The following is a 263-nucleotide window of genomic DNA, read 5'->3' as shown; positions in this document are numbered from 1 at the left end:
TATGGATGAGATATCACCGTGGATGGGGCTGGCGGTCATTGCCGCTGAGGACCAGAAATTTCCCGATCACTGGGGATTTGATGTCTCAGCGATAGAGAAAGCGCTGGCGCATAACGAACGTAATGAAAACCGTATTCGGGGCGCTTCGACGTTATCGCAACAAACGGCAAAAAACCTCTTTTTGTGGGATGGGCGTAGCTGGGTGCGCAAAGGGCTTGAGGCCGGGTTAACGCTTGGGATAGAAACCGTCTGGAGCAAGAAAC

1 protein-coding gene is annotated in these 263 nt (G+C 52.5%); it reads left to right on the top strand.

Features of this window, described 5'->3' with window-relative positions; all coding sequences use genetic code 11:
- On the top strand, positions 1 to 263 hold a 263-nt coding region (locus FDX22_RS19920), incomplete at both ends, for a transglycosylase domain-containing protein (protein ID WP_186805371.1).

Source organism: Citrobacter sp. TBCS-14, assembly GCF_005280805.1.
GTDB classification, from domain to species: Bacteria; Pseudomonadota; Gammaproteobacteria; order Enterobacterales; family Enterobacteriaceae; genus Citrobacter; species Citrobacter gillenii.
Note: the sequence above shows the minus strand (reverse complement) of the source record. Positions and strands in the feature narration are given on the sequence as shown.